Annotated in this window: 4 protein-coding genes; 1 reads left to right on the top strand and 3 read right to left on the bottom strand. The window is 65.5% G+C overall.

What is annotated here, in order from left to right; genetic code table 11:
* Both EN742_RS27385 and EN742_RS27380 read right to left on the bottom strand, forming a co-directional pair.
* Positions 1-876, bottom strand: an 876-nt coding sequence (locus tag EN742_RS27385) for a cytochrome P450 (protein WP_148670292.1), incomplete at its 3' end; no start/stop codon positions are given.
* A 19-nt stretch (positions 877-895) separates the two neighbouring features.
* Positions 896-1,564: an N-acetyltransferase gene (locus tag EN742_RS27380; protein WP_127407315.1), complete on the bottom strand. Its 669-nt coding sequence runs from the start codon at positions 1,562-1,564 to the stop codon at positions 896-898.
* Between the two features lie 104 nt (positions 1,565-1,668).
* On the opposite strand from EN742_RS27380, the gene EN742_RS27375 reads away from it, so the two are divergent.
* The gene (locus EN742_RS27375; RefSeq protein WP_127407316.1) at positions 1,669-2,670 is read left to right on the top strand and encodes a hypothetical protein; all 1,002 of its coding nucleotides are present in this window, start codon (positions 1,669-1,671) and stop codon (positions 2,668-2,670) included.
* A gap of 108 nt (positions 2,671-2,778) precedes the next feature.
* On the opposite strand, the gene EN742_RS27370 is transcribed toward EN742_RS27375, so the two are convergent.
* Positions 2,779-3,864: AMP-binding protein (locus tag EN742_RS27370; RefSeq protein WP_148670291.1), on the bottom strand; the 1,086-nt coding region annotated here is incomplete at its 5' end.

Here is a 3,864-nt window from a genome sequence, read left to right as displayed (position 1 = left end):
GCGCGCGACCGCGTATTGCACGGAGGCGCCAAAGCGCAGCAATTCGGCGGCGGCGCTGCTCCAGTCGACAAGCCGGCGCTCGAGCAGGGTGCGCTGCTCTGGAAAACGGTGCAGCGCGACCACGGCGTTGCCGAAAGCGTCGACGACGGTCTCCTGTCCGGCAAACAGCATGAACACGACGTTGGCCACCATGTCTTCGCGCGACCAGCGCCCTTCGGCGACTTCCCGCGCCATGCGGGCGACCATTCCGTCCGGCCGGAAGGCCTGTTGCGCCAGCCGCTCCTCGACAAAGGCCCGGCATTCGCCATAGGCCGCGGCGCTGGCAGCCGGCGGCTGGTCTGTTCGCAGGTCGAACGCACCAGCCATGCGGCTGGTCACCGATTTCAACGCCCATGGATCCTCGATCTCGATGCCCATGATTTCCTGCAGCAGCCAGAAGGAGACCGGCACGGCGAGCCCGGCGACGGCATCGATGCGGCCGTCCGCCATCGCCCGGTCGACCAACTCGCGGCTTAGCGCCCGCAGGCCCTGTGTCAGCGCCTCGACGGTGGGTCTGGAGAGGAAGCCTGCAACCGGCCGGCGCAGCCCGCCATGCTGCGGCGGATCGGCTAGCATCACCGACCGGCTGAGCAGCGCCATTGGCGCCTGGTCGACAAGCTTGCGGCGGACCTCCTCATACCTGCCGGGCGGCGCCTGCAGCAGGGCGGGATGTTTCAGAACGCGGGACACCAGCTCATGGCTGAAGACGTAATGCGCGTCGGCGAGTTGGGGATAGGGCGCCGCGCCGCGCGCTATGCCGCCCAGTGCGCGCATCTCGGCAAAATGCGCGAACGGATCGTCGCCGAGCGCAAACGGATCGAAGAACGGAGCCGTCATGCTGCGGCCGGCTCGCACGTCATTTCTTGAGGTCCTTGGCCGAGATGACCCGGAAACCGCCGGACGCGGCATCCTGCGGGAAGAAATCCGGAATGACGTAGAGGAATTCGCAGTCGTAGACGCGGTAGTGCAGACGCAGAAGCGGATCGCGGATAATCTCTTCCAGCGGCGGCCTTATGCCGGTCTCGTTCCAGCGGTCTATGGTAGCGCGAAACCGCGGGTCGGCCCTGACCTGGTCGTCGTCGCCCCCGGATGAGCCGGCATAGGCCGAGCAGCGGCCGTCGCCGATCAGCCAGCGCGCGCCGAGGCGGTGGCCGTGGCGCTCCATCTCTTTCAGCAGCCGGATCGCCGTGTTGCCGCCGCGGTGGCTGGGGCGGACGCAGAGATTGTAGGCATAAAGAGAGTGCACCGGCTCGCTGCGCGGCAGCGACGCAAAGGCATCGAAATTCGCGGGAAAGTCTGCACGCACCAGCGGGTCCTGGCTGGTTTCGGTGAAGCAGAGCGTGCCGGCAAGCACGTCACCGTCGATCGCCCCCAGCATGGTGTGGCCAAGCGCCAGCCGGCGTCGGATGGTCGCCTCGCTGGCCTGCAGCGGGCCGGCCCAGGCGGCAGCTTCAAGCTCCATCAGCAGCGGCATGTCGTCCGCGTCCAGCTTCCGGATTGGAAGCGCATTATTCTCGACGTTCATCTCTCGGCCACCCGGCTTGCCCATGCGCTATAGGGCGCGTAGCAGCTTTTTGCTAGTCAGCAAGACTGCAGTTTGCAATTCTGCGGATCGGGGGGCGCAATCGCTTGATATTCTACGTCACACATAGAAAGCACGCTTACACGCATGCGGTTGTGCTTCTCTATCACCGCACAGATCTGCAAGCATCGTTCCGGCTGGTTCGCTATGAGGATGCCGGATTGCTGCGCGGCGTTCGCGCCGGCGTGGTGATCTGGTCGGACATGGACCGGCTGACCGCCGAGGAGATGAAGCGGGCATCAGACCTGAGCGCCGCGCTGGCGCGGCAAGCGGGCCTGAAGCAGCTCAACCACCCGACCGCCAGCCTGCAGCGCTTCGATCTGCTGCGTGTGCTTGGTGACGATGGCGGCAACCTTTTTCGCGCGTTCAGGCTGGACCAGCTCGATGACACGATGCGCTATCCGGTCTTCATCCGCGACGAGGTGGGCGCACTCTACGAAGAGCCGCCGCTTTTGCACGACCGGACGGCGCTCGACGCGGCACTCGCCCGGCCGGACGGTCGCAGGCTGGTGCGGCCGATCGTGGTGGAGATGACCGGCGCGCCATGGCCGGACGGATACTACCGGAAATTCGCCGCCTATCGGGTCGGCGATACGATCTACGCCCAGCATATTGCCATGTCGAAATCCTGGTTCGTCAAGAATTCGAACGAGGAGTTCCTGCCGGCGCATATCGACGAGATCAGGGCCTACATTGCCGCGAACCCACATGCCGAATGGGTGATGCAGGTCTTCGAAAAGGCCCGTATGCAATACGGGCGCATCGACTACACGCTGACCAACGGCCAGCCCACAGTGTTCGAGATCAACAGCAATCCGACCGTGCTGAGCGACCCGCCGACGCCGTTCGCTACTTATGACCCGCAGCCTTTCGCCGACCTCCATGCCAACGCGCTGCTCGCGCTGCCCCAGGCGACAGCGCCGGATTCGCTGCCCGAAATCGACGCCGCCCACCGAGCGACGCTGGCCAAATTGCGGCGCCGCTACGAGTTCAAGCGGCTGAAGCTCGTGTTGCAGAAGGTCTTTGGACGAGGTGGCAAAATAGTCTGAAGCGCGATGCCTTGCCCATCGATCCGCGCGCGCGAAACAATGGCAAAGTCGGGCCGACAGTAGCCCTGGCGGGCCGGCGTTTTGCGCCGGCCCGTTCGCGTATCCGCGTCAGGCGGCCTTGACCTTCAGGTCTTCCTCGCCGCGCACCAACTTCGTCACGCCGGCGAAGTCGAGCTTGCCGGAACCGAGCACCGGCACTTTCGCAACGACGCGCACCTCGGCAGGCACCATCAGGTCCATGGCCCCGTTGGCCTTGGCGAAGGCCAGGAAATCCGCGCGGGTAGCGTTCGCAGCCTCCGTGATCAGGATCAGCTTTTCGCCCTTGCGGGCATCCGGCACGGTTGCGACGGCCGACAGCGAGCCTTTCCACAATTCGCCGGCCAGCGCCTCGACGGCAGCCAGCGAGATCATCTCGCCGCCGATCTTGGCGAAACGCTTGGCGCGGCCGCGGATGGTGATGAAGCCCGCCTCATCGATGGAGACAACGTCGCCGGTGTCATGCCAGCCGTCTTCCAGCGGCTCGAGCGCGCCCGGCTTCTCGGCCCGCAGATAGCCTGACATGACATTCGGGCCGCGCACGTAGAGCCGCCCGCCATTTTCGACGCCGGGCACCGGATCCAGCCGATACTCCATGCCGGGCATGATTTTGCCGACGCTGCCGGACCGGTTGTACATCGGCGTGTTGATGGAGATCACCGGCGCCGCCTCGGTCACGCCGTAGCCCTCGAGGATGCGCAGGCCGAACTTCTCCATATAGGTCATGCGCGTCGCCGCCTTGACCGGCTCGGCGCCGGCAAAGCAGTAGCGCACCGAGCGGAAGTCGTAAGGATGCGCCGTGCGCGCATAGCCTGAGAGGAACGTGTCGGTGCCGAAGATGATCGTCGCATTCGACGCGTAGACCAGTTCAGGCACGATGCGGTAGTGCAGCGGCGAGGGGTAGAAATAGACCGGCACGCCCGAGATCAGCGGTAGCACCGTGCCCGCCGTCATGCCGAAGGAATGGAAGATCGGCAGGACGTTGAACACCTTGTCGCCCGAGTGGAAGTCGATGCGCGAGGCGGCCTGGGCGGCGTTGGCGAGGATGTTGCGGTGGGTAAGCACCACGCCCTTCGGCGTGCCTTCGGAACCGGAGGTGAACAGGATCACCGCCGCGTCGTCGGGCTTGCGGGCGACGCGCGGTGTGGTCTTGCGCAG

The organism is Mesorhizobium sp. M4A.F.Ca.ET.020.02.1.1 (assembly GCF_004022645.1).
In the GTDB taxonomy this organism is placed as follows: domain Bacteria; phylum Pseudomonadota; class Alphaproteobacteria; order Rhizobiales; family Rhizobiaceae; genus Mesorhizobium.
This window is presented reverse-complemented; position numbering and strand designations above follow the sequence as displayed.